The following is a 23,713-nucleotide window of genomic DNA, read 5'->3' as shown; positions in this document are numbered from 1 at the left end:
ATTCGGGGCTCGGTGCAAGACCGGGTGCTGTGCCCGCTGCGCGAGCAATTTGTGAACGTTGAAAAGAAGGTCTCATGCATCTGAATCCCGCAGCCGGCCCCATCCTCACCAGCGCCGAAATCCGCAGCATCGAGCGCCAGTACCTGGCGGCTGGTGTGCCCTTGATGGAGCGCGCGGGGCAGGCGGCCAGCGAGGTGGCTTTGCGCATCCTTGAGGGGCGCAGTGGCTGCGTGCTGATTCTTGCCGGCCCCGGCAACAACGGCGGCGATGGTTTTGTCGTTGCCCGCCTATTACGTGAAGCCGGCCGCGAGGTGGTGGTGGTGTGCACGGTCGAGGCCGAGCAGATGCCTGCCGATGCACGCGCCGCGCGCCTTGCCTGGCAGCAGGCGGGCGGCCAGGTGGTGCCGGATTTTCTCGGCAGCAACTGGGCGCTGGTGGTTGATGCGATTTTCGGCATTGGTCTGAAGCGTGCGCCCGAGGGGCGCTATGCCGAGTGGATCGCCCGCCTCAACCAGCTCAACTCGCCGGTGCTCTCGCTCGATCTGCCCTCCGGGCTGGATGCCGACACCGGCCGTGCGCCGGGCGTTGCGGTACGGGCCAGCCATACGGTCAGCTTCATCGCCTGGAAACCAGGCCTGCTCACGCATGATGGCAGCGAACTGTGTGGCGAGCTGATGCTCAACACACTTGATCTGAGCGTGGCCGATAGCGGCGCCCAGGTGCTCACGCTGGCCAGTTTCGCGCCGCGCCTCAAGCCGCGCGCCAGCAATTCGCACAAAGGTACCTTCGGCCAGGCTGGCGTCATCGGTGGCGCGGTTGGCATGGTCGGCGCGGCCTTGTTGAGCGCGCGCAGTGCCTTGCTGCTTGGCGCGGGGCGCGTCTATGTCGGCCTGCTCGATCCGCTGGCGCCGATGCTCGATATCGTCCAGCCCGAATTGATGCTGCGCCCGCCGGGCGACCTGCATCTGATCTGCAGCGCACTGGCCATCGGCCCCGGCCTCGGACAGTCCGAAGCGGCGGTGCTGCAGATGAAGCGCGCACTGGGTTTCACCGGCCCGCTGGTGCTCGATGCCGATGCGCTCAATCTCATCGCGGCCAGTTCCAATCTGCAGCCACGCCTGACGCAGCGCGATGCGCCAAGCGTCCTCACCCCGCACCCGGCGGAGGCGGCGCGTCTGCTGCAGTGCGCACCCTCCGAAGTGCAGGCTGACCGGCTGGCCGCGTGTCGCGAACTGTCGCGTCGCTATCGCGCGCATGTGGTGCTCAAGGGCGCGGGCAGCATCGTCTGCCTGGCTGACGGGCGTCTATTCATCAATGTCACCGGCAATGCGGGTCTGGCCACGGCGGGCAGTGGCGATGTGCTGACCGGCATCGTGCTCGCACTGCTGGCGCAAGGCTGGGAGGCCGAACTGGCTTTGCCCTGCGCGGTTTATCTACATGGCGCGGCGGCCGACGCGCTGCTCGAGGCAGGCATTGGCCCGATCGGCATGACGGCCGGCGAGCTGGCACCTGCTGCGCGCCGCCTGCTCAATGCCTGGGTCAGCGAGCGCAGCGGGGGGCGCGGATGAGTGTGTTCGACGCCGCCGGCTGGCATCGCGCCGCCACGCAGATCGCTTCGCCCAATTGTGATGAGCGCCCGGCTGCGGCCGGCGTTGATCTGCTGGTGATTCACGCCATCAGTCTGCCGCCCGATCAGTTCGGCGGTCCGGGCGTGGTCGAGCTGTTCACCAATCGCCTCGATCCGGCTGCCCATCCGTATTACGCAGGCATCCATCAGCTGCGTGTGTCGGCGCATTTTTTCATCCGTCGCGACGGCAGTCTGATCCAGTTCGTGCCGATCCAGTTGCGCGCCTGGCATGCCGGCGTGTCGAATTGGCAAGGGCGCGAGCGCTGCAATGACTTCTCGCTCGGAATCGAGCTGGAAGGTTGCGACACGCTGGCCTTTCGCGTCGAACAATACGAGCGCCTGGCGCGCTTGCTGGCGGAGTTGCTGCGCGAGTTCCCCGCCGCCCAGATCTGTGGCCACAGCGACATCGCGCCCGGCCGCAAGACCGATCCCGGCCCGTGTTTCGAGTGGCCGCGCCTGCGCGCCTTGCTGGCCTCCCTCCGCGCCACGACTTGAATCCGCGAGTAGCTTGAGGCGAGCTTCGCGCGGCTCCTTGGTGCGCCAGCCTGATACCGTTCAGTTCCTCAGTACGTCTTGACGAAACAAGCGTTTTCCGCTCGCCCGCGTCCTTGCTGGCGCCTGCGCGAATGCCCCGACGAACGGCAGCGGCGTGACGCCAGAGAATCAAAAATCCTGCTTGTCAGTTCCGAAGCTCCCCACTAGAATTAGTCGCACAGAGTCACATTGCTACTACATCTAGTAGCTTTGCATCGTAAAACGCCTGATTGACACAAGCGCCGGAAATACCGGCGAGGGGCGATCAGGAACCACAGGGAGAGAAATCCATGCAGCTTGCGACCGAAGCGCAACAGCAGTCATTTGTCGCGCAGACTGGCGTTGTTCCTGCCACGACCAGCCAGTCCGAATACAGCGATTACAAGATCATCCGCCGCAATGGCGCTGTCGTGCATTTCGAGCCGGCCAAGATTGCAGTTGCCCTGACCAAGGCTTTTCTCGCGGTTGAAGGTTCGCACGGCGCCGTGTCGGCCCGCGTGCGCGACGTGGTCGCCCAGCTCACCGACGCGGTGGTGCGCACCCTGGTGCGCCGTCAGCCGAACGGCGGCACCTTCCATATTGAAGACATCCAGGATCAGGTCGAGCTGTCGCTGATGCGTGCCGGCGAGCACGACGTGGCGCGTGCTTACGTGCTGTATCGCGAGAAGCGCTCCGCCGAACGTGCGGCCTCGGCTGCCGAGACTGTGGCGGCCGAACCGGTGCTGCATGTTGTCGAAAACGGCGAGCGCCGTCCGCTTGATCTGCTTGCCCTGCGTCAGTTGGTGGAGTCGGCCTGCGTCGGTCTGGGTGATCACGTCAGCGCCGAGACCATTCTCGATGCCGCGCTGCGCAATCTCTACGATGGCGTGCCGGGCGAAGAAGTGCGCAAGGCGCTGGTGCTGGCTGCACGCACGCAGATTGAAAAGGACCCGGACTACAACTACGTCACGGCCCGTCTGCAACAGCATGAAATCCGCCTTGAAGTGCTGGGTGAGGAAGTCCTGCAGGACGCCATGCAGGCGCGTTACGCCGAGTACTTCCCGCGCTACATCAAGCTGGGCATCCAGGCTGAGCTGCTTGATCGTCGCCTGGGCGAATACGATCTGCCGCGCCTGGCCGCTGCGCTGGATGCTTCGCGCGATCTGCAGTTCGGTTACCTCGGCCTGCAAACGCTCTACGACCGCTACTTCCTGCACATCGAAGAGCGCCGCATCGAGCTGCCGCAAATCTTCTTCATGCGCGTCGCAATGGGTCTGGCGCTGGGCGAGATTGACCGCGAAACGCGCGCCATCGAGTTCTACAACGTGCTCTCGAAGTTCGACTTCATGAGCTCGACGCCGACCCTGTTCAATGCCGGCACCCTGCATTCGCAACTGTCCTCGTGCTATCTCACCACGGTGGAAGACAGCCTCGACGACATCTATGGCGCGATCAAGGATAACGCCATGCTGCAGAAGTTTGCCGGCGGCCTCGGCAATGACTGGACGCCGGTGCGTTCGCTGGGCGCACGCATCAAGGGCACCAATGGCAAGAGCCAGGGCGTGATTCCCTTCCTCAAGGTGGTCAATGACACGGCGGTCGCCGTCAATCAGGGTGGCAAGCGCAAGGGCGCGGTGTGCGCCTATCTGGAGAGCTGGCACCTGGACATCGAGGAGTTCCTCGAGCTGCGCAAGAACACCGGTGACGAGCGTCGCCGCACGCACGACATGAACACCGCCAACTGGATTCCCGATCTGTTCATGAAGCGGGTGATGGAAGCCGGTGAGTGGACTCTGTTCTCGCCCTCCGACGTGCCGGATCTGCACGACAAGTTCGGCAAGGCCTTTGAATCGGCCTACGTCGAGTACGAGCGCAAGGCCGACCGTGGCGAGATCAAGCTGTTCCGCCGCATGCCGGCACTGCAGCTGTGGCGCAAGATGCTGTCGATGCTGTTCGAAACGGGCCACCCCTGGATCACCTTCAAGGATCCTTGCAACATCCGCTCGCCGCAGCAGCACGTCGGCGTGGTGCACAGCTCCAATCTGTGCACCGAGATCACGCTCAACACCTCGGACACCGAGATCGCCGTCTGCAACCTCGGTTCGGTGAACCTGCTGGCCCACCTCAAGGATGACGGCCAGGGCGGCAAGGTGCTCGATCACGACAAGCTGCAGCGCACCATCCGCATCGGCATGCGCATGCTCGACAACGTGGTCGACATCAACTTCTATGCGGTTGGCAAGGCGCGTAACTCCAACTACAAGCATCGTCCGGTCGGCATGGGCATCATGGGCTTCCAGGATTGCCTGCACGCACAGCGCATTCCCTACGCTTCGGAGGCTGCGGTGGAGTTCGCCGACCGCTCGATGGAAGCGGTGTGCTACTACGCTTACTGGGCATCGACCGATCTGGCCGAAGAGCGCGGTCGCTACTCCTCGTTCAAGGGCTCGTTGTGGGATCGCGGCATCCTGCCGCTCGACACGCTGAGCCTGCTGGAGCAGGAGCGTGGCGGCTACCTCGAAGTCGACCGCAGCACGACGCTGGACTGGGAGGCGTTGCGCAGCCGTATCGCCCAGGTTGGCATGCGCAATTCCAACTGCGTGGCGATCGCACCGACGGCGACCATCTCCAACATCGTTGGGGTGGATGCCTGCATCGAACCGACCTTCCAGAATCTGTTCGTCAAATCCAATCTCTCCGGCGAGTTCACGGTGGCTAACGAGAGCCTGGTGCGAGACCTGAAGAAGCTGGGTCTGTGGGACGAAGTCATGGTCGCCGACCTCAAGTACTTCGATGGTTCGCTGGCCAAGATCGACCGTGTTCCCGAAGAGCTGCGTCGCCTCTATGCAACCGCATTCGAGATCGACACGCGCTGGATCATCGAAGCGGCCGCACGTCGCTCGAAGTGGATCGATCAGGCGCAGTCGCTCAACATCTACATGGCCGGTGCTTCGGGTCGCAAGCTCGACGAGACCTACAAGCTCGCATGGCTGCGCGGTCTCAAGACCACCTACTATCTGCGCGCCATGGGTGCCACCTCGGCCGAGAAGTCTACGGGTCGTGGCGGCGAGCTCAATGCTGTGCCGGTCAGCGGCGGTGCGCTGGCGGCAGGGGCGGGCGAGGGCGCGTCAGAGGCTGCGAAGTTCTGCTCGATCGACAACCCCGAGTGCGAAGCCTGCCAGTGATCTGCCGTGCATGACTGAGGCACAGCGAGAGGTCTTGCCGGTGTCGGCAAGACTTCTCGCGAAGCAGGTTTGCGCTACGTCTCGCAGGTCATGCCGATGCAAATCTGCTGTCTCACACGCACTGTTCGTAGCGCGTGTGCGCGCGAGAGAAATTTCGCGAGCGTTCGAACTGGTCACGTAAGTGTTGTGTCTAGCGCAAATTCCTTCCAAACCTGTTTGCAAAGCTGTGTTGCACCTGCGATTTTTGTGCAAAGCATTGCTTCATGCGGGTCTTGGTGAGTTTGGTGCTTATGATAATCGGGTAAGCTGCCCGGAGAGCCGCGCCAGGCTTGGCGATTGGCCTGCAAGTTGGTGTAGAAATTATTTGCATTCGAATGCAAAATCATCTAAAGGATAATGGCATGCTGAACTTCGACAACGACTTCGATCTTGCAAGCCCCGATTCATTGAAGACCGGGCTGCAAAATGTTTCCTCCCTGCCGCAGGCAACGCGTACGCCGACGGGGGCGATGTCGTCTGCCGCAGTTGCCGATGATGCCGAGGCAATGCGTCGCATCAATGTCGCTGACAAGCGCATCATCAACGGCGCGACCGACGTCAATCAACTGGTGCCCTTCAAGTACAAATGGGCCTGGGAAAAATATCTGTCGACCTGCGCCAATCACTGGATGCCGCAAGAGATCAACATGTCGCGTGACATCGCGCTGTGGAAAGATCCCAACGGCCTGACCGAAGACGAGCGCCGCATCGTCAAGCGCAATCTGGGTTTCTTCGTCACTGCTGATTCGCTGGCTGCCAATAACATTGTGCTGGGCACCTACCGTCACATCACGGCGCCCGAGTGCCGTCAGTTCCTGCTGCGCCAGGCTTTCGAAGAAGCCATCCACACGCATGCCTACCAATACATCGTCGAGTCGCTGGGTCTGGACGAAGGCGAGATCTTCAATGCCTATCATGAAGTGTCGAGCATCCGCGCCAAGGATGAATTCCTGGTGCCCTTCATCGATACGCTGACCGATCCCAATTTCAAGACCGGCACGCCCGAGGCCGATCAGACCCTGCTGCGCTCACTGATCGTCTTCGCATGCATCATGGAAGGCATCTTCTTCTATGTGGGCTTCGCACAGATTCTCGCCTTGGGCCGTCAGAACAAGATGACCGGCGCGGCTGAGCAATACCAGTACATCCTGCGTGACGAGTCGATGCACTGCAATTTCGGCATCGACCTGATCAACACCATCAAGCTTGAAAATCCGCACCTCTGGACTGCTGCTTTCCGTCAGGAAATCCGTGAGCTGATCCAGCATGGTGTCGAGCTCGAATATCGCTATGCCGAAGACACCATGCCGCGTGGTGTGCTGGGTCTGAATGCATCGATGTTCAAGGAATACCTGCGCTTCATTGCCAATCGCCGTTGCCAGCAGATCGGCATCGATGCGATCTACCCGGGCGCAGAAAACCCCTTCCCGTGGATGAGCGAAATGCTCGACCTCAAGAAGGAACGCAACTTTTTCGAGACCCGTGTGATCGAGTATCAGACGGGCGGGACCTTGAGTTGGGACTGATTCTTTCAAGTATTTTTCAACAGCGGTACGTCGTGGTGTCTCATGCGAGGCGCCCGGCGTACCGCTTTTGTGTTTTTGACGGCTTTTCCAGCGCTGCGCGGTAGCGCGGCAAACGTGCTTCCAGCTCGCCAGGCTGGCAGTGCTTTCCTCGTGTTGGGTGTGCAACCCGGCGACTAGCAAAGGAGGTGTGTTATGGCAACGAAGTCCACCAGCAAGCCCAAGGCCAAGACGGTTGTGGCCAAGCCTGCAGCGAAAGCTGCAGCCAAACCCGCCGCCAAGCCGGCCGCTGCCAAGAAGGCTGCGCCGGTCAAGGCCGTGGCAAAGAAGGCCGTGGTCGCAAAGGCCGCAGCAAAGCCGGTCAAAGCTGCCAAGCCGGCCGCCAAGCCCGTCGCCGCCAAGAAGGCCGCTCCGGTCAAGGCCGCCAAGCCGGTCGCCAAGAAGGCCGCCGCAGCGCCCGCCAAGGCTGCCAAGGTCGTGAAGGCTGCCAAGCCTGTTGCCGCCAAGAAGGCGGCTCCGGTCAAGGCTGCCAAGGTCGCCAAGCCGGTCGCCAAGAAGGCTGCAGTGCCTGCTAAGGCCGCCAAGGTCGTGAAGGCTGCCAAGCCGGTTGCCGCCAAGAAGGCCGCTGCGCCCGCCAAGGCAGCGAAGCTTGTCAAGGCTGCTGCTAAGCCCGCCGCAAAACCGGCCGCCAAGAAGGCTGCCGCAGCACCCGCCAAGGCTGCTAAGGTCACCAAGGCCGCCAAGCCTGTTGCTGCCAAGAAGGCCGCGCCGGCTAAAGCTGCCGCCAAGCCCGTTGCTGTGAAGAAGGCCGCCGCCAAGCCGGCTGCGAAGGCTGCTGCACCTGCCAAGGCCGCCAAGCCTGCCAAGGCGGAGGTGAAGAAGGCTGCAGTGAAGGCGGCGCCGGCCAAGGCTGCCAAGCCCGCCGCCAAGAAGGCTGCTACCAAGCCCGCTGCCAGCAAGCCTGCTGCTGCGCCGAAGGTTGCAGCCAAGCCTGCTGCGGTGAAGAAGCCTGCTGCCAAGAATCCGGCACCGAAGAAGGCTGCCACCAAGAAGGCCGCTGCGCCCAAATCGGAGCCTGCGCCGGCAGCGCCTGCTGAAGCTCCTGCCGCGGCCGCTCCTGCACCCGAAGCAGCGCCTGCTGCCGAAGCGCCCGCTGCAGCAGAAGCTGCCAAGCCGACGCCCTCGACTGCAGCAACGCCGGGCCTGAAGTCTTCGCTCAATCCGACGGCTGCGTGGCCGTTCCCTTCGGGTTCGCGTCCGTCCTGAGCGAGTCTGCGGTGAGCCAAAAAAAGGGGATGCATGTGCATCCCCTTTTTATTTCCGCTGATGCCGCGTTTTCATCTTAGTGGCAGCGCTTTTGGGGTAATGTCAATATCATAGGTGACGCTATGTCGTGCGTTCCGGGCCGATTGACAATCCTTAATCAAATCAATAAACTACTCTCATCTTCAAAGCGCTCGTATTGATGCGGGCAAGTCAAAAAAATGACAAACGAGTTGCTTGTGGCGGTCATCTCCGCGCAGTGCAACCAGTATCCGTGAAGCAACGCGGCTGACGCGGCAAGCGGGTTCTCGAGCGTCCTTGTCAATCGGCCGGTCACTGCAAGGCAGTGGACTGTGTGTTTCAAAACGAGACAGAGGCCTGTGTTTTTGCCGGGTACATCTGTCCTGATCTGTCCATGCTGTGCCCGGTCGTTTGTTGATCGGGTTCTCCCTGTGCGCAAGCGCAGCGGCATGGACTCGTGGAGTTTGCATGACTGACAGTAAATACTTGCAACAGTTTGCGCGCTACGCCGCCAGCTTTGTCCTCAACTTCGCCCATGGTAGTTTGCTGGTGGTGGGCATCATGGTGGCGGTCGCCGCCAGTTATCAATACGCTTTGCATGGTGTGGCAGGTTTTGATCCGCGCACCTGGATTGATGCCGAGAAGTCGGCTGCCAGTGATCTGGCCGAAGCCAGCGCCGGCGCCGAGCTGGAAGCAACGCCCGATGTGGCCAAGCTGCCCGCTGAATACAGCCGGCTCGTGCAGTACATTGCCAAGCGCCACAAGGTGGCTGGTTCGGGCCTTGAGCAGCTGGTTCGTACCGCCATTCACGAGGGCCGTCTGGCCCATGTCGATCCGGTGCTGATCCTGGCGGTCACGTCAGTGGAGTCGGGTTTCAATCCGATGGCTGAAAGCGTGTTCGGCGCGCAGGGGCTGATGCAAATCATTCCACGCTTCCATCAGGACAAGATCGACGCCGCACGCGGCGCAACCGCCTTGCTGGAGCCTGCCGAGAACATCCGTGTCGGCGCCCGTATCCTGCGTGACTACCTGCGCAGTGCTGGCGCGCTGGAGCCCGCGCTGCAGCAGTATGGCGGCGTTTCGGATGTCAATGACATGGCCTACGCAAGCAAGGTGATGAACGAGCTTGAGCGCTTCCGTCAAATCATGAAGTTCGGTGCGGTGCGCACCGAGCTGGCCGAGAATGCCGCGCCGGCCGCGGTGCGGGCACCGGCTGCACAAGCGGTTGCGGTGGCTAATCCGGGTTGATCGCGCCAAGCGGTTCGCGGTAGCAAGGTGTGGATTTCCACGATGTAACAAGGCTATCGGGTGGAAGCCGGCCCATGCAGACCGTACAATGATCGGGCGTTAGCGCGCTTGCGCGCCAGTATGCGTGCGTGCACTCGCACTCGCCAATGATCAAAGAGGTGCTTCATGGATGAAAGAATTCGCGCGGCAGCGCTGGAATACCACCGCCAGGGCCGCCCCGGCAAAATCTCGGTTACTCCGACCAAGGCTCTGACCAATCAGCGCGATCTCTCTCTAGCCTATTCACCGGGTGTTGCCGCCGCTTGCGACGCCATCGTCGATGATCCCAAGCAGGTCAGCGAGCTGACTGCGCGCGCCAATCTCATTGGTGTCGTCACCAATGGTACTGCCGTGCTGGGACTTGGTCCCATCGGCCCGCTGGCGGCCAAGCCGGTGATGGAAGGCAAGGGCGTCCTGTTCAAGAAGTTTGCCGGTATCGACGTCTTCGACATCGAGATCGACGAGCGCGATCCTGACAAGCTCATCGACATCATCGCCTCGCTGGAGCCGACTTTCGGCGGCATCAATCTGGAAGACATCAAGGCGCCCGAGTGCTTCTACATCGAGCGCAAGCTGCGCGAGCGCATGAGCATTCCGGTGTTCCATGATGATCAGCACGGCACGGCCATCGTGGTCGGCGCGGCGGTGCTCAATGGCCTGCGCCTGATGGGCAAGGGGCTTGATGAGGTCAAGGTGGTGACCTCCGGCGCTGGTGCTGCTGCGCTGGCCTGTCTGGACCTGCTGGTGATGCTCGGCATCCCCGTCGAGAACATCTGGGTGACCGATATCAAGGGCCTGGTGTACGAGGGCCGCATCGAGGAAATGGAGCCGATCAAGGCGCGTTACGCCAAGGTGACGGACGCGCGGACCTTGGGCGAGGTGATCGAGGGCGCTGACGTATTCCTCGGGCTCTCGGCCGCGGGGGTGCTCAAACCCGAGATGGTGGCCAAGATGGCGCCGAGCCCGCTGATTTTCGCGCTGGCCAATCCGGTGCCGGAGATCCTGCCCGACCAGGCCAAGGCTGTGCGCACTGATGCGATCATCGCGACAGGGCGTTCGGACTATCCGAACCAGGTCAACAACGTGCTGTGCTTCCCGTTCATCTTCCGCGGCGCGCTGGATGTTGGCGCGACGACGATCAATGATGCGATGAAGCTCGCCGCTGTGCGCGCCATTGCCGAGCTGGCCCAGGTCGAGGCTTCCGATATCGTTGCTGCGGCCTATGGCAACCAGGCCTGTGCCTTCGGTCCCGAATACATCATTCCCAAGCCTTTTGATCCGCGCCTGATCGTCAAGATTGCACCCGCCGTGGCTCGCGCAGCCATGGAGTCGGGCGTCGCGACGCGGCCGATCGAGGATTGGGAGGCGTACACCCAACAGCTCAATAATTTCGTCTGGCAGTCTGGCTTGATCATGAAGCCGGTGTTTTCCGCCGCCAAGCGTTCGCCCAAGCGCATCATTTTCGCAGAGGGCGAGTCCGAGCGCGTGTTGCGTGCGGTGCAGGCGGTGGTGGACGAGGGCCTGGCCCGGCCGCTGCTGATCGGGCGTCCTGACGTGATCAACATGTACATCGAACGTTTCGGTTTGCGCATGCGCCCGGAGATCGATTTCGAGCTCGTCAATCAGGACTCCGATCCGCGTTACCGTGAGCTGTGGAAGCACTATCACAGTCTGATGGAACGCCAGGGTGTGTCGGTGGAGTACGCCAAGCGTGAGGTTCGTCGCCGCACCACGCTGATCGGTGCGCTGATGCTCAAATTCGGTTACGCAGACGGCATGATCTGTGGCACCTACGGCATGCACAACCAGCATCTGAAGCTGATCGATACTGTGCTGGGGCGTCGCGAGGGTGTGAAGCACTTTTACGCGATGAACCTGCTGGTGCTGCCAGGCCGCACGGTGGCTTTGTGCGATACCTACGTCAACTACGATCCCAGTGCAGAGCAGATTTTCGAGATGAGCTGCCTGGCCGCCGAAGAGCTGCGCCGCTTCGGCATCACGCCCAAGCTGGCCCTGTTGTCGCATTCAAGTTTCGGGACCGACGACACACCCACGGCACTGAAGATGCGCGAGGCCTTCCAGCTGCTGCAGGCTCGGCGTCCGGACATCGAAGTCGAGGGCGAGATGCATGGTGATGCGGCGCTGGATGCAAGCACGCGTCTGCAGATCTTCCCCAATGCCAAGATGCGCGAGGACGCTAACCTGCTGATCTTCCCCACGCTCGATGCGGCCAACATTGCCTTCAACCTGCTCAAGACTTCCGCGGGCGAGGGTATGACCATCGGTCCGATCCTGCTTGGCGCATCGAAGCCCGTGCACATCCTGACGCCAACGGCGACAGTGCGTCGCATCGTCAACATGACTGCACTCACCGTGGCGGAAGCCGGCCGCTGAAGCACTTCGCCCGCAGCGTCTGCAGCAAACGACCGTCCGCTTGTGACGGTCGTTTGTTTTTGTGCGTCGTCAGTGTTTTGAAAGTGCACGAACTATGACTTCTATGTGTCTAGTTTTCTTAAGTATTGCTACAATTTGGCGGCTTTGTTGTTTCATAGAGGTTGAGCATGTCCCTGAGTAGAACCCTGTCTTTGATGTTGAGTGCACTTGTGGCGCTTACTGCAGTCTGGTCTGCAGAAACAGATGCCGCGCCGCGCAAGAGTCAAAGCAAGGTTCGTCATGAACGTGTCATCAAGCCTGCGGTGGTCAAGCGCGCGCGCAGTCGCGCGCCGGAGTCCGTGCGCAAGAGCGCTGCACGTCGTCCGGTCGAGCGTGATGTGGATAGTGAAGGCAATCCGCTGATCCGTTCATCCGCTTTTGTCGTGCAGGACCTTAGCTCGGGCAAGGTGCTGCTGGAGAAAAACGCGGATCTGGCACAGCCGATTGCCTCCATCACCAAGTTGATGACGGCCATGGTGGTACTCGATGCCAACCTCGACATGAATGAAATCTTGACGGTTACCAATGATGACGTTGACCGTTTGAAGGGCACCAGCTCGCACCTGCCGGTGGGCACGCGTCTGAGTCGTGAAGACATGCTGCGTCTGGCGCTGATGGCCTCCGAGAATCGCGCGGCCTCGGCGCTTGGACGCTCCTACCCCGGCGGCCTGAGTGCTTTCATTGAAGCGATGAATCGCAAGGCGCTGTCACTGGGTTTGCACGAGACGCGGTTTTACGACTCCATCGGTCTCAACAAGAACAATGTCGCCTCGGCGCGTGATCTGGTGGTGATGACTACCGCCGCGTCACGTTACACGCTGATCCGCAATTTCACGACCACGGCTGAGTACTCGGTGAAGCTCAATGGTCGTGAACGCAGCTTCCACAACACCAATGCCTTGGTGCGTAATTCGGACTGGCAGATCAATCTGTCGAAGACCGGTTATATCAACGAATCGGGCAAGTGCCTGGTGATGAATGCCATGCTGGCCAATCGCCCCACGGCGATCGTGCTGCTCGACTCCTGGGGGCGCTACACCCGTGTTGCCGATGCCAATCGCATCCGTCGTTGGGTCGAGAACGCGATGACGCCGGCGCGTCTGGCCAGCCTCACGACCGCCAGCCGCGTTAACTAAGTCTTGTCGGGCGGGATGTAGCCCAGCGCGCGGGAAATCTCCAGCGCTGTATCCCGCACCACCGGCGCCCAGTCTGGGTTGAAGCGTTCGCTGGGTGTAGACAGCGACAGTCCGGCGATCAAGGTGCCGCTGTCGTCGCGAATACCCGCAGCGATGCAGCGCACCCCGACCTCCACCTCATCCATGTCATACGCCAGGCGATGCCGGCGGACACGTTCAAGCTCCTGTTGCAGCTCGCTCAGTGAGGTGATCGATGCCTGCGTGCTGGCCGGCAGGCCGGTGCGCTCGGCGTAGGCGCGATTGCTCTCGGCATTTTCCTCGGCCAGGAACAGCTTGCCGGTTGCCGTGACATGCAGTGGCGCGCGTGCGCCGACGATGTGCACGATGCGTACGGCCGAGCGGCCACTGGAGGTGCGCTCGACATAGACAATCTCATCGCCGTTGCGCATCCCCAGATTGATGCTTTCGCCGGTCTGCGCATGCAAGCGCAGCATCGCGGCCATGGCGGTTTCGCGTAGCGAGATGCGTGACTTGACGAGATTGCCCAGCTCCAGCAAGCGGATGCCGAGGCGGTAGGCCCCGGCGTCGGTGCGTTCGATGAAACCGCTGTTGCCCAGTGTTGCCAGGATGCGGTGGGCCGTCGATGGATGCAGGCCGGTGCCCAGTGCCAGCTGTTTGAGTCCGAGCGGTTCGGGCTCGCTGGCCAGGGTATTGATGAGGCTCATCATGCGGTCGATCACCTGGATCGAGCCGCGCGCTTCCTTGCTCTCTGTGTCCTCTTCGGGGGGGCTATCTTGTTTTGAATTTCGCATCGCGCAATCTTACTGGAGAAGACTGCGTTGCGCCATGTGAAATTCTTAGCGCCGTGCGTGCGCCGCAAGGGGGTTGCGCAGGGCTTGCCAGAGGCCGATCAGGACCAGCACGGAGAAGCACAGCACAGACCATTCGGCGATCGAGAAACCGAGGAAGGTCCAGTCAATCTTGGCGCAATCACCTTCACCACGGAACAGCTTGGGAAGTACGTCAGAGAGCGGGAAGCGGCTGACCATGTAACTCAGGTCAGGACCGCAGGTGCTGACCGAGGGCGGATTGTGCTGCAGCCAGATCTGTCGCACCGACACGCTGCCACCCGCAAGTGCGCTGGCCGCGAGCACGATGCCCCAGGTCTTGAGCAAGAGACCGCGCGGATTGAGCAGTGCGCCCAGCAAAGCAATCAAGCCGGCGCTGGCAAAGGCATAGCGTTGCAGGATGCACAGCGGACAGGGTTCGATACCTTTGGCATGCTGCAGATAGAGTCCGAAGCTGAGCAGGGCTGCACAGCCGAGGAAGACGGCCAGAAAGACGAGGCGGGGCGGAAGCAGGCGCAAGGCGATCATGTGAGGTGTCAGATAGGATGAACAGACTGCGATTGGGACTACCCAAGGCAGAGACAGTTCATTCTATCTGAGCGCTTTGTTTGCCGCGCTTGCGCTGCAGCGTATTTGCGCCAGCGCAATTACTTGCGGGGCGGGGGCGGCAGCTCGCCACCTTGCGGCGGGCGCGGCAGCTCTGAACGCATCTTCTCGTGCCAGGCTCTCACTTCTTCACGGCTGAGCTTGCCGTCCTTGTCGGTGTCGGCTTCATCGAAGTCCTGCAGCATGCGCAGATTGCGTTGCACCAGCTCTTCGCGTGTGATGACCTGGCCGATGCCGTACATGCCTGGCCCACCGGGCATGCCGTGCATCATGTGCATGGCATGCATCCGAGGCATGCTCTGCGGTCCGGGCTCCTTACGCGGCGGCATGCGGCGGGCCATGGCCTTGAGCTCGCTGGCCGAGATTTTGCCGTCCTTGTTGGTATCGACTTCGTCGAAGTGGGCGAACAGCTGTGGCAGGCCTTTTTCAGCTTCGGCGCGCGAGATGAAGCCGTCCTTGTCGGTGTCGGCATCCTTGATGCGAATCTCGACACGATGACGAACCGGTGCGTCGCTGGCCGGAGCAGATTGCTGGGCCAGCGCAGCCGTGCTGGCGAAGAGCGCCAGCAGACTTGCTGAAACGAGGGTGTGTGTGGTTTTCATAATCATCCTCTTTGAATAGATGTGATGGGAAATCTGAGGAGCTCATCGTATGCCTGTGCCTTGTTGAGGTGTGTTGCGGCCAGGAAAGCTTGTGTGTCGATTTGTAAAGGCTTGAGGTATCGGGATTGATCGATAACGCGCGGTTATGTGCCTTGGCTCCTGCTGCGGTGCGATACTTGCCGCTTTCGTGCGCAACAAGCCGATCAGGAGAACGAAGTGAAAGTGCTGGTGCCAGTCAAACGGGTGGTCGATTACAACGTGAAGATCCGCGTCAAGGCTGATCAGAGCGGTGTTGATCTGGCCAACGTGAAAATGTCGATGAACCCCTTCGACGAGATCGCCGTCGAGGAAGCCATGCGCTTGCGCGAAGCCGGCGTCGCCAGTGAGGTCGTGGTGATCAGCTGCGGCATTGGCGCTTGCCAGGACACGCTGCGCGCCGCCATGGCGATGGGCGCCGATCGTGCCGTGCTGGTCGAGACCGCTGCCGAGCTGCAGCCGTTGGCCGTGGCCAAGTTGATCAAGGCGGTGGCGCTCAAGGAAGCCGCGCAGCTGGTGATCATGGGCAAGCAGGCGATTGATGACGATGCCAACCAGACCGGCCAGATGCTGGCGGCGATGCTGGGTTGGCCACAGGCCGCCTTTGCCTCCAAGCTGGTTCCGGGTGACGGACAGCTGACCGTGACGCGCGAGATCGATGGCGGTCTGGAACGCCTGCAGATCAGCCTGCCGGCCGTGGTGACGGCGGATCTGCGCCTCAACGAGCCGCGTTACGCCAGCCTGCCGAACATCATGAAGGCCAAGAAAAAGCCGCTCGACACACTGACGCCGGAGGCGCTGGGTGTGGATGTCACGCCGCGTCTGAAGACCCTGCGCGTAGTTGAACCGCCGGTGCGCGCGGCGGGCGTCAAGCTGGCCAGCGTTGCCGAGCTGGTGGCGCGCCTGCGTGACGAAGCCAAAGTGATCTGAGGAGAGATGAAATGACGATCCTGGTTATCGCTGAACACGACAACAGCCGCATCCATGCGGCAACACTCAATACCCTGGCCGCGGCGCAGCAGCTGGGTGGCGAGATCCATCTGCTGGTGGCCGGCGGCGCTTGCGCGGCGGCTGCCGAGGCCGCCGCCAAGATTCCGGGCCTTGCCAAGGTGCGCGTCATCGATGCGCCGCACTACGCCGATCAGACGGCTGAAAACCTCGCCGTCGCCCTGGCTCAGCTGGCCGGCAGTTACAGCCATGTGCTCTTGCCGGCGAGCAGCTTCGGCAAGAACCTCGGTCCGCGTCTGGCAGCTTTGCTGGATGTGGCCCAGGTTTCCGACATCATCGCCATCGAAGCGCCCGACACCTTCGTGCGGCCGATCTACGCCGGCAATGCGATTGCCACGGTGCAGAGTGCCGAGCCGGTCAAGCTGCTGACGGTGCGCACATCTGCATTTGATCCGGTGGCTGCCGAAGGCGGCGCAGCGCCCATCGAAGCGGCGCCGGCAGGCCCGGATCTGGGCGTGACGCGTCTGCTCGACCGCGAGCTGAGCGTCTCGGCGCGGCCGGATCTCGGTGCGGCGCGCGTGGTGGTGTCGGGCGGTCGTGCCCTGGGCAGCGCAGAGAATTTCCATGCCCTGCTCGAACCCCTGGCCGACAAGCTCGGTGGCGCCGTCGGCGCCTCGCGTGCGGCGGTCGATGCCGGCTTTGCGCCGAACGACAGCCAGGTCGGCCAGACCGGCAAGGTGGTGGCGCCCGAGCTGTATTTTGCCATCGGCATTTCCGGGGCGATCCAGCATCTGGCGGGTATGAAGGATTCCAAGGTGATCGTGGCGATCAACAAGGATCCGGATGCCGCCATCTTCCAGGTTGCAGACTACGGCCTGGTCGGCGATCTGTTCGAGCTCGTGCCGCAGCTCAGCGCGGCACTTTGATGGCGAGGGCGCGCTGCTGAAAAGCGGCGCGACAGCAGATGCTGATCTTCACCTATTCGGTTGATGATGCCGTGCTCGGCGCGTTTGACGGCGAAGCGCAGGCGCTTGTGGCAGCTGCTGCGGCGGGTAGCGAGGTGCTGTTCTTCGCCGCCGATGGCAGCGCGCTGCGGCGCAGTGATTTACCCGGCGGCGGTGCCTATCTGCGCCCCTGGGCGTCGTGCGGGAGTTGCAGCTTGCCGCAGGTGATGCACTTGGTGCGTGGCATGCATCCGCAAAGCGAGATTGCTTCGCTGGCCGCCGTCGAGGCTTTGCTGAAGTCCTGACTCAGCCTGATCTTGCACAGCCAGCCGCCTGCGCGGCTGGCTTTTTCATGCCCTTAAGCGATCAGGGCTTGAGTTCCTTGGCCAGCGGCAGGCCGGCTTCGCGCAGACCATCGGCCACCAGGCCGGCCACCGTTTCGGCGCCACGTTCCTGGAAGTGGGTATTGTCCGGCTTGTTACGTGCGCCGGTCAGACCCACGTAGTACGGATACTTGGTGGTGTCGACAGCCAGGTAGTAGTCGAGCGAGGCCTCTTCGCCGACCTGATTGAAGAACGCCATGCTGCGCGCATCCAGATCGACCAGGGCGACCTTGTTGGCCTGGGCGGTGTCGCGGATGGTTTGCGAGTAATCGCCGGGGAACAGGCCCTTGCTGTAGGTGTGGGTGGTGCCGCCGATCTGGCCGCTCTTGAAGCTGCGACGCGTCACCGGGGTGATCAGCACCGGCGTGGCACCCTTGTCTTGCGCCAGCTTGATGTACTTTTCAAGCGTCTTGCGGAAGGACATCTCGGCCGGGATGTCGGCGCTGTTGCCCGGATAGGTGCACAGATTGGCGATGTCGATGCCATCACGTGCGGGCGGCGGCGCCACCGGATTGTTGCCGCACTTCTCGTCGTTGTGGCCGAACTGCACCAGCAGATAGTCGCCCTTGCGGATGTTGGCGGCAATCATGCCGAACCAGCCCTCGTTGATGAAGCTGCGCGAGCTGCGCCCCGATTGCGCCACATTGACCACGCGCACCGCCGCGCCGTCCTTGATCTTGCGCTGGAACACCTGACCCCAGCCCATGCGCGGCAGCACTTGCGGATCGTAATTGCTGGCCGTCGAGTCGCCGGCGATGAAGACGCGCACCACGTCCTTGGCATTGATGTCGCGTAGATCGGCCTGCGCCTTCTTCAGGCTGAACGGCGCAAAGCGCGTGACTTCGCGGAAGTAGGGGTCGTAGAGGCTGGTGTCGGCGCGCTCGCCGCTCTTGGGCTCGTAACCACGGTTGTGGCCGAGGATGGCGAGGATGTCGGCCAGCGCGCCTTGCACCGGCGCGCTGAGCGGATCAAAGCTGTTGGCATCGAGTCCGCTCTCCTGCAGGGCCGGCGCCAGGCTCACACGCAGCGCAGCGGTCTTGGCTTTGATCGAGTCGACGCTGACGGCCGGTGCCTTGCCCGACTTGGCCAGCCCGACGGGGCCGACGAATTTGAATTCCTGCGCTACATCGGAAGCGATCTGATCGGTCAGCGCATTGATGTTGGCGGTGCCGGCGGCGAGGCTGGGCACGATGCTGACAAACTGCTTGTCACTGGTTTCGGCAACCAGCATCAATGGGGCGCTGAGGCCTTCGATGTTGAGCTTGTAGTTGCCCTGTGCATCGGCCGTGGTGCTCAAATGTTTGGCTTGGCTGTCGCTCAGTGTGATGCTCGCGCCGGCGAGCGTTTTGCCGCTCAGTTGCACGTCGGCCAACGCGGCGGCGCTGAGCGACAGGCAGAAGGCGCTGATGAGGACTTTATCGATCGTGGTATTCACGCTGTCTCCTGGATCTGGTTTTTTTGGGTACGGCCTTGATTGTCGCATCATCGGCCAAGTGGCTGTTTGATGCATGACTGCAATTGCGCTTTAGGGCGTGTTCAGATTCACGCGACGGTTGCGCGGGTACTGAATTGGGCGCAGAACAAGGCGCAGCGACGCTGTCAGGGTGGCCCCCTGACGAGGAGCTGCAACGCTGTGCTGCGGCCAATTCAGTACCCGCCCGTAGGGTTGAAGTGCAGGGCTCGCCATACTGCGTTGCGCTCCTTGTGCAGGGGGCCTCCCTGCACTGTGTCGCACGCCCGCTTTTGGCAAGCCCTGCACTTCAACGCAATCCGCCGGGTGAATGTGAACACGCCCTAACTAGCCAGCGGGACGTACAGCTCGCTGCGCTTTTCGAATTCGGCCGGCAGATAGCTCGCATTGTGAAAACTGCGCAACAGCGGGCCGTTGCCCGCTCGCCGGCCGGTGTCCTGCAAGATGCGCGCGGCCAGCGTGGCCGGATCGGGCAGGGCATAGCTGCCTTGCAGGCTGATCACCGCATACTCGCCGCCCGGCAGTTCGCCCAGCGAGAGCTGCTTGATGCGCGTGCCCAGGCGCTCGGAGAGCAGGGCTGCGTGTAGCTCCACGGTCTCGCCAGCATGCAGGCCCGAGTACTGCACGCACCAGCCTTTGCGCCGCTCGCGCGGGATGTCCTGCAGCATGGCGCGTGCGCGCAGTTCGTCGAAGGGGTGCAGGCTGTCCTGCAGGCTGCCGCGAAAGGGAATGTACTGGATGGCGAAGGCAGGCAAGTGCGTGACGCGGAAGCGTGGCGTCTCGGGCGCTGCCGCGCGCGGCCATTGCGACGGCGCGCAGCCGAACTGGGCGCGGAAGGCGCGCGAGAAGGCTTCGGGCGAGTTGTAGCCGCTGTCCAGCGCCAGCTCCAGCAAGCTGCTCACTTCGCCTTGCTCGATGCGCTGGCGCGCGCGCAGCAGACGCAGACGGCGTACGCGCGTCAGCGGACTTTCACCGGCGTAGTGGGCGAACACCCGCTCGAAATGAAAGCGCGACAGATGGGCGATGTCGGCCAGATCACCCAGCTTCAGCGCGCTATCGAGCTGCTGATCGATGTGCTGGGCCACCTGGCGCAGATGAATCAGCCGGCGGGTCAGACGTGTGACTTGCATGGGCACAGTGTGGCAGAAAGTCGCATCGTCGAACTATGGACTCAGCGCAAACTGGCTGCAATCAGTTTGCGCGTGTAGGGGTTCTGCGCGTGGTGCAGGATCTCGTCGAGCGGGCCGCTCTCGACCATCTGGCTGTCTTTCATGACGATGACGCGATGCGCCATGGCGCGGATCACATCGATGTCATGCGTCACCAGCACGTAGGCCAGGCCGTACTTGCGCTGCAGCGCGCCGAGCAGTTGCAGCACCTGTTGCTGGATGGTCACGTCGAGGGCGCTGGTCGGTTCGTCGAGCACCACGATGTCGGGGCGCAGCACCAGGGCGCGCGCAATCGCGATGCGCTGGCGCTGACCGCCGGAGAATTCGTGCGGATAGCGTTCGAGCAGCGCGGCCGTCGCGCCGTCTTCCGACAGGCCGACATCGAGCAGGGCTTGCGCGACACGTTCGCGACGCGCTTCCGCCGACAAGCCCGGTTCGTGGATTTCAAGGCCCTCGCCGACGATGCGCGCGATGGAGAGTCGCGGCGACAGCGAGGAGAGCGGGTCCTGGAACACCACTTGCACGGTGCGTCGTAAGGCGCGTCGTGTTGCCGCATCGTCCGCGCGCCAGGGCTCGCCCTTGATGCGGATCTCGCCGGTCGATGGCAGCAGGTCGAGCAGGGCCAGGGCCAGCGAGGTTTTGCCCGAACCGGATTCGCCGATGATGCCCAGCGTTTCGCCGGGGGCGAGTTCAAGCTGTGCCCGATCGACGGCGCGGAACTGATTGCGCCTGAACAAGCCGGAGAGGCCCGGACGCGGCACCGGGTAATCGACGCACAGCTCGCGCGCGCTGAGCACGCAGCCTGCGCCCACGGCGCCGACATCGCGCTGCGGACGGCTGGCCAGCAAGCGCTGGGTGTAGGGATGCTGCGGCGCTTCCATCACCGTCTCGCGGCGGCCTTGCTCGACGAGGACGCCGCGCTCCATCACCGCGACGCGGTCGGCAAAGCGGCGCACCAGGTTGAGGTCGTGGGTGATGATCAGGATCGCCATGCCGGTTTCGGCACGCAGCTGATCGAGCAGTTCGAGGATCTGCAGGCGGATGCTCACATCCAGCGCGGTGGTCGGCTCGTCGGCGATCAGCAGCTTGGGTTCGCAGGCCAGGGCCATGGCGATCATCGCGCGCTGGCGCTGGCCGCCCGAGAGCTGGTGCGGGAACTGTTCGATGCGCCGCGCTGCTTCGGGCACGCCGACACGCTCCAGCGCCGCGATTGCGCCGGCGCGTGCCTCGCTGCGCGTCAAACCTTTGTGGAGCTGCAGCACTTCCATGATCTGCGCGCCGATGCTCATCACCGGGTTGAGCGCGCTCATCGGCTCCTGGAAGATCATCGCCACTTCGCCGCCGCGCAGGGCGCGCAGCTGCGGCGTATTCATCGTCAGTACATCGCGTCCGGCAAAGTTGATCTGGCCGGCGAGGCGGGCGCCCTCGACGAGGCGCAGGATGGATTGCGCGGTGACCGTTTTGCCTGAGCCGGACTCACCGACCAGAGCGAGCTTTTCGCCGGCTTCTAGGCTGAAGCTGACATCCTTGACGACCTGGCGAGCGCCGAAAAATACATCCAGATTGCGTACTTCGAGCAGGCTCATGGCGCGACCTCGGCAATCTGCTTGCGCGGATCCAGCGCATCGCGCAGTGCGTCACCAATGAGGATCAGCAGCAACAGCGTGGTGGCCAGCACGCCGAAGGTGAACAGCGAGATCCACCAGGCGTCGAGCCCTTCCTTGCCCTGGTTGAGCAGCTCGCCCAGGCTGGGAGTGCCGGGCGGCACGCCGAGGCCGAGGAAATCCAGACTGGTCAGTGCGGCAATCGAGGCGGCCATTTCGAAGGGAATCAGGGTGACCACCGGCGTCAGGCTGTTGGGCAGGATGTGGCGCCAGATGATGATGTGATTGCGCTGGCCCAGCGCGCGTGCCGCGCGCACGTAGTCCAGGGTGCGGTTGCGCAGGAACTCGGCACGCACATAGGCGGCAATGCCCATCCAGCCGAACAGCGCAAGCAGGCCGATGAGCAGCCACACGCTGGGCGAGAACAGCGCCGAGAAGATGATCAGCATGTACAGCGTGGGCATGGCGTTCCAGATTTCGACGAAGCGCTCCATGAGAATGTCGGTCCAGCCCGCCAGATAGCCTTGCAGCGCGCCGTAGAAAATGCCGAAGGCCGCGCAGACGCCGGTCACCGCCAGCGCGAACAGCACCGAGACGCGAAAGCCATAGAGCAGGCGCGCAAAGAGATCGCGGCCGCGATCATCGGTGCCGAGCAGATTGGTCGCGCCTGGTGGCGCCGGGTTGGGAACCGGCGCGAAGTAGTTGATGGTGCTGTAGTGGTAGCGATTGGGCGGGTAGAAGGCGAGATTGCCGGGCTTGGCAAACTGCTGCTGGATGAAGGGGTCGAGAAAATCGGTCGGCGTTTCGAAGTCGCCGCCGAAAGTGGTTTCCGGCAGGTTCTGGAAAATCGGCAGATACCAGTGTCCCTCGTAGCGCGCCAGCAGCGGTTTGTCATTGGAGATGACTTCCGCGCAGAGGCTCAGCGCGAACAGCGCGAGGAAGATCCACAGACTGTAAAAGCCGATGCGGTGCGCGCGGAAGCGACGCCAGGCGCGGCGGGCCGGGGTTTGAGGCGAAGCGATGCCGGGCGCCATCAGTCGAACCTCACGCGCGGGTCCACCCACAGATAGGCGAGGTCGCGAATCAGCGTGGTGAACAGGCCAATCAGGGTGAACAGGAACAGGCTGCCGAGCACCACTGGGTAATCGCGGCGAATGACCGATTCATACGACAGCAGGCCCAGACCATCGAGCGAGAACAGGGTCTCGATGAGTAGCGAGCCGGTGAAGAAGGCGCCGATGAAGGCGGCCGGAAAACCGGTCATGATCGGAATCAGCGCATTGCGGAACACATGCCGCCACAGCACCTGGCCTTCGCCCAGACCCTTGGCGCGCGCGGTGAGCACGTATTGCTTGTGGATTTCTTCCAGCACCGAATTCTTGGTCAGCAGGGTGGTCACTGCGAAGCTGCCCAGCACCATCGCCGTCACCGGCAAGGTGATGTGCCACAGGTAGTCGGTGATGCGGCCGAGCAGGCTCAGCTCTTCCCAGTTGGAGGACACCAGGCCGCGGAACGGGAACCACTGCACGAAGCTGCCGCCGCCAAACAGTACCAGCAACACCACGCCGAGCACGAAGCTGGGCACCGCATGGCCGAGCAGCACGATGAAGGTGCTGGCGGTATCGAAACGCGAGCCGGCGCGCACCGCCTTGAGGATGCCCAGCGGAATCGAGATCAGATAGACGAAGAAGAAGGTCCACAGGCCGAGACTCATCGACACCGGCAGCTTCTCCTTGATCAGCGCCCACACGCTCTTGTTGTGCAGGAAGCTGCGCCCCAGATCGAAGCGCGCGAACTGGCCGATCATCTGCCAGAAGCGTTCCGGCGCGGGCTTGTCGAAGCCGTAGATCTTCTTGATCTCTTCCACCTGTTTGGGATCGACGCCCTGGCGGCCACGGTAGGCGCCGCCCGATGCCGCAGCTTCGCCACCGCGTGCGCCCTTGCCCTGCATTTCGGCGATGACTTGTTCAACCGGACCGCCGGGCACGAACTGGATCACGCAGAAGGTGATGCAGATCACGCCGAACAGGGTCGGCAGCATCAGCAGCAGGCGTTTGAGGATATAGGCATACATC

19 protein-coding genes are annotated in these 23,713 nt (G+C 62.6%); 11 read left to right on the top strand and 8 right to left on the bottom strand.

Annotated features, from left to right (window positions below; all coding sequences use genetic code 11):
* Positions 1 to 74 precede the first annotated feature (74 nt).
* The 8 genes from ABDB84_RS18230 to pbpG all read left to right on the top strand — a co-directional run bounded on the left by ABDB84_RS18230 (position 75) and on the right by pbpG (position 13,027).
* Positions 75 to 1,568: an NAD(P)H-hydrate dehydratase gene (locus tag ABDB84_RS18230; RefSeq protein ID WP_345921207.1), complete on the top strand. Its 1,494-nt coding sequence runs from the start codon at positions 75 to 77 to the stop codon at positions 1,566 to 1,568.
* Positions 1,565 to 2,122, top strand: a complete 558-nt coding sequence (gene ampD, locus ABDB84_RS18225) for a 1,6-anhydro-N-acetylmuramyl-L-alanine amidase AmpD (protein WP_345921206.1) — start codon at positions 1,565 to 1,567, stop codon at positions 2,120 to 2,122. Before ABDB84_RS18230 ends, ampD begins: the two co-directional genes overlap by 4 nt.
* Positions 2,123 to 2,451: 329 nt before the next feature.
* Positions 2,452 to 5,325 (top strand): ribonucleoside-diphosphate reductase subunit alpha, encoded by a 2,874-nt coding sequence (locus ABDB84_RS18220; RefSeq protein WP_345921205.1) that lies wholly within the window; start codon positions 2,452 to 2,454, stop codon positions 5,323 to 5,325.
* A 401-nt stretch (positions 5,326 to 5,726) separates the two neighbouring features.
* Positions 5,727 to 6,890 (top strand): ribonucleotide-diphosphate reductase subunit beta, encoded by a 1,164-nt coding sequence (locus ABDB84_RS18215; RefSeq protein ID WP_428715105.1) that lies wholly within the window; start codon positions 5,727 to 5,729, stop codon positions 6,888 to 6,890.
* Positions 6,891 to 7,082: 192 nt separating this feature from the next.
* On the top strand, positions 7,083 to 8,153 hold the full coding sequence (locus tag ABDB84_RS18210; protein WP_345921204.1) for a hypothetical protein: 1,071 nt from the start codon (positions 7,083 to 7,085) through the stop codon (positions 8,151 to 8,153).
* 486 nt (positions 8,154 to 8,639) lie between these two features.
* Positions 8,640 to 9,419, top strand: coding sequence for a transglycosylase SLT domain-containing protein (locus tag ABDB84_RS18205; protein WP_345921203.1), 780 nt, complete (start codon positions 8,640 to 8,642; stop codon positions 9,417 to 9,419).
* A gap of 165 nt (positions 9,420 to 9,584) precedes the next feature.
* Entirely contained in the window at positions 9,585 to 11,852 is a 2,268-nt protein-coding gene (locus ABDB84_RS18200; protein ID WP_345921202.1) for an NADP-dependent malic enzyme, read from the top strand.
* A 209-nt stretch (positions 11,853 to 12,061) separates the two neighbouring features.
* The gene (gene pbpG / locus ABDB84_RS18195) at positions 12,062 to 13,027 is read left to right on the top strand and encodes a D-alanyl-D-alanine endopeptidase (RefSeq protein ID WP_345921201.1); all 966 of its coding nucleotides are present in this window, start codon (positions 12,062 to 12,064) and stop codon (positions 13,025 to 13,027) included.
* Here pbpG and ABDB84_RS18190 read toward each other — a convergent pair.
* The 3 genes from ABDB84_RS18190 to ABDB84_RS18180 all read right to left on the bottom strand — a co-directional run bounded on the left by ABDB84_RS18190 (position 13,024) and on the right by ABDB84_RS18180 (position 15,083).
* Positions 13,024 to 13,839 (bottom strand): IclR family transcriptional regulator, encoded by an 816-nt coding sequence (locus ABDB84_RS18190; protein ID WP_345921200.1) that lies wholly within the window; start codon positions 13,837 to 13,839, stop codon positions 13,024 to 13,026. The genes pbpG and ABDB84_RS18190 overlap by 4 nt on opposite strands.
* Positions 13,840 to 13,884: 45 nt before the next feature.
* Positions 13,885 to 14,403, bottom strand: coding sequence for a disulfide bond formation protein B (locus ABDB84_RS18185; protein WP_345921199.1), 519 nt, complete (start codon positions 14,401 to 14,403; stop codon positions 13,885 to 13,887).
* 119 nt (positions 14,404 to 14,522) lie between these two features.
* Complete coding sequence (locus tag ABDB84_RS18180) at positions 14,523 to 15,083, bottom strand: EF-hand domain-containing protein (RefSeq protein ID WP_345921198.1); 561 nt, start codon at positions 15,081 to 15,083, stop codon at positions 14,523 to 14,525.
* A 216-nt stretch (positions 15,084 to 15,299) separates the two neighbouring features.
* On the opposite strand from ABDB84_RS18180, the gene ABDB84_RS18175 reads away from it, so the two are divergent.
* Genes ABDB84_RS18175 through ABDB84_RS18165 form a run of 3 tightly spaced genes read left to right on the top strand, consistent with a single transcriptional unit; the run spans position 15,300 to position 17,316 of the window.
* Positions 15,300 to 16,049 (top strand): electron transfer flavoprotein subunit beta/FixA family protein, encoded by a 750-nt coding sequence (locus ABDB84_RS18175; protein WP_345921197.1) that lies wholly within the window; start codon positions 15,300 to 15,302, stop codon positions 16,047 to 16,049.
* 11 nt (positions 16,050 to 16,060) lie between these two features.
* Positions 16,061 to 16,993: an electron transfer flavoprotein subunit alpha/FixB family protein gene (locus tag ABDB84_RS18170; RefSeq protein ID WP_345921196.1), complete on the top strand. Its 933-nt coding sequence runs from the start codon at positions 16,061 to 16,063 to the stop codon at positions 16,991 to 16,993.
* 38 nt (positions 16,994 to 17,031) lie between these two features.
* Positions 17,032 to 17,316 carry a hypothetical protein gene (locus ABDB84_RS18165; protein WP_345921195.1) on the top strand — a complete coding sequence of 95 codons (285 nt, stop codon included), beginning with the start codon at positions 17,032 to 17,034 and terminating at the stop codon, positions 17,314 to 17,316.
* A gap of 61 nt (positions 17,317 to 17,377) precedes the next feature.
* On the opposite strand, the gene ABDB84_RS18160 is transcribed toward ABDB84_RS18165, so the two are convergent.
* The 5 genes from ABDB84_RS18160 to ABDB84_RS18140 all read right to left on the bottom strand — a co-directional run bounded on the left by ABDB84_RS18160 (position 17,378) and on the right by ABDB84_RS18140 (position 23,712).
* Positions 17,378 to 18,829 carry a GDSL-type esterase/lipase family protein gene (locus ABDB84_RS18160; protein ID WP_345921194.1) on the bottom strand — a complete coding sequence of 484 codons (1,452 nt, stop codon included), beginning with the start codon at positions 18,827 to 18,829 and terminating at the stop codon, positions 17,378 to 17,380.
* A 359-nt stretch (positions 18,830 to 19,188) separates the two neighbouring features.
* Positions 19,189 to 19,995, bottom strand: coding sequence for a helix-turn-helix domain-containing protein (locus ABDB84_RS18155; protein WP_345921193.1), 807 nt, complete (start codon positions 19,993 to 19,995; stop codon positions 19,189 to 19,191).
* 41 nt (positions 19,996 to 20,036) lie between these two features.
* Entirely contained in the window at positions 20,037 to 21,620 is a 1,584-nt protein-coding gene (locus ABDB84_RS18150; protein WP_345921192.1) for an ABC transporter ATP-binding protein, read from the bottom strand.
* Complete coding sequence (locus tag ABDB84_RS18145; RefSeq protein WP_345921191.1) at positions 21,617 to 22,672, bottom strand: ABC transporter permease; 1,056 nt, start codon at positions 22,670 to 22,672, stop codon at positions 21,617 to 21,619. Before ABDB84_RS18145 ends, ABDB84_RS18150 begins: the two co-directional genes overlap by 4 nt.
* Positions 22,672 to 23,712, bottom strand: coding sequence for a microcin C ABC transporter permease YejB (locus tag ABDB84_RS18140; protein WP_345921190.1), 1,041 nt, complete (start codon positions 23,710 to 23,712; stop codon positions 22,672 to 22,674). The genes ABDB84_RS18145 and ABDB84_RS18140 overlap by 1 nt, the downstream gene beginning before the upstream one ends.
* Position 23,713 lies beyond the last annotated feature (1 nt).

Origin of the sequence: Uliginosibacterium sediminicola (genome assembly GCF_039631295.1) — a bacterium.
Lineage (GTDB): Bacteria > Pseudomonadota > Gammaproteobacteria > Burkholderiales > Rhodocyclaceae > Viridibacterium > Viridibacterium sediminicola.
The sequence above is the reverse complement of the archived record's forward strand: the minus strand, read 5'-3'. Positions and strand labels throughout refer to the sequence as shown.

Excerpts from the sequence above, each read along its gene's own strand:
- ABDB84_RS18180 (WP_345921198.1), bottom strand. The coding sequence starts at position 15,083 with ATGAAAACCACACACACCCTCGTTTCAGCAAGTCTGCTGGCGCTCTTC.
- ABDB84_RS18205 (WP_345921203.1), top strand. The coding sequence starts at position 8,640 with ATGACTGACAGTAAATACTTGCAACAGTTTGCGCGCTACGCCGCCAGC.
- ABDB84_RS18230 (WP_345921207.1), top strand. The coding sequence starts at position 75 with ATGCATCTGAATCCCGCAGCCGGCCCCATCCTCACCAGCGCCGAAATC.
- ABDB84_RS18185 (WP_345921199.1), bottom strand. The coding sequence starts at position 14,403 with ATGATCGCCTTGCGCCTGCTTCCGCCCCGCCTCGTCTTTCTGGCCGTC.
- ampD (WP_345921206.1), top strand. The coding sequence starts at position 1,565 with ATGAGTGTGTTCGACGCCGCCGGCTGGCATCGCGCCGCCACGCAGATC.
- ABDB84_RS18200 (WP_345921202.1), top strand. The coding sequence starts at position 9,585 with ATGGATGAAAGAATTCGCGCGGCAGCGCTGGAATACCACCGCCAGGGC.
- ABDB84_RS18155 (WP_345921193.1), bottom strand. The coding sequence starts at position 19,995 with ATGCAAGTCACACGTCTGACCCGCCGGCTGATTCATCTGCGCCAGGTG.
- ABDB84_RS18220 (WP_345921205.1), top strand. The coding sequence starts at position 2,452 with ATGCAGCTTGCGACCGAAGCGCAACAGCAGTCATTTGTCGCGCAGACT.
- ABDB84_RS18165 (WP_345921195.1), top strand. The coding sequence starts at position 17,032 with ATGCTGATCTTCACCTATTCGGTTGATGATGCCGTGCTCGGCGCGTTT.
- ABDB84_RS18145 (WP_345921191.1), bottom strand. The coding sequence starts at position 22,672 with ATGGCGCCCGGCATCGCTTCGCCTCAAACCCCGGCCCGCCGCGCCTGG.
- ABDB84_RS18190 (WP_345921200.1), bottom strand. The coding sequence starts at position 13,839 with ATGCGAAATTCAAAACAAGATAGCCCCCCCGAAGAGGACACAGAGAGC.
- ABDB84_RS18150 (WP_345921192.1), bottom strand. The coding sequence starts at position 21,620 with ATGAGCCTGCTCGAAGTACGCAATCTGGATGTATTTTTCGGCGCTCGC.
- ABDB84_RS18210 (WP_345921204.1), top strand. The coding sequence starts at position 7,083 with ATGGCAACGAAGTCCACCAGCAAGCCCAAGGCCAAGACGGTTGTGGCC.
- ABDB84_RS18140 (WP_345921190.1), bottom strand. The coding sequence starts at position 23,712 with ATGTATGCCTATATCCTCAAACGCCTGCTGCTGATGCTGCCGACCCTG.
- ABDB84_RS18170 (WP_345921196.1), top strand. The coding sequence starts at position 16,061 with ATGACGATCCTGGTTATCGCTGAACACGACAACAGCCGCATCCATGCG.
- ABDB84_RS18215 (WP_428715105.1), top strand. The coding sequence starts at position 5,727 with ATGCTGAACTTCGACAACGACTTCGATCTTGCAAGCCCCGATTCATTG.